This window comes from Bradyrhizobium genosp. SA-3, assembly GCF_004212635.1.
Taxonomy (GTDB): Bacteria; Pseudomonadota; Alphaproteobacteria; order Rhizobiales; family Xanthobacteraceae; genus Bradyrhizobium.
Map to the genome: position 1 here is coordinate 1 of NZ_PSRT01000358.1, position 452 is coordinate 452.

The window sequence follows — 452 nt, forward strand, 5'->3', positions numbered from 1 at the left end:
GGTGATGGTCAGCGTCACGGTGCTGGTCGCGGTGCCGTCCTGGCTGGTCACCGTGAACTGATCTTGCACCTGCTGGCCGGCGGTGAGCTCATTGTGGGCGCCGTTGCCGATGTAGCTCCAGGCGCCGTCGGCATCGATCGTGAAGTCGCCGTAGGTCCCCTGGACGTTGATCTGCGCCACGACATGAGCCTGGCCGGTGTCCGGATCGGTGATGGTGAGCTGGCCGCTGGTGTCGAGCGCGGCGGCGGTGTCGCCCTCGGTGACGGACTTCGAGTCCGACGAGACAGTGGCGGCATCATTGGTGCCGGTGATGGTCACCGTCACAGTGCCGGTGGCGGTGCCGTCCTGGCTGGTCACCGTGAACTGGTCCTGCATCTGCTGCCCGGCGGCGAGCTCATTGTGGGCGCCGTTGCCGGTGTAGCTCCAGGCGCCGTTGGCATCGATGCTGAAGG

Annotated in this window: 1 protein-coding gene; it reads right to left on the reverse strand. The window is 66.8% G+C overall.

The window, feature by feature from the left end; genetic code table 11:
- A partial coding sequence (locus tag CWO91_RS42460; protein ID WP_208753161.1) for a VCBS domain-containing protein occupies positions 1-452 on the reverse strand: 452 nt, incomplete at both ends.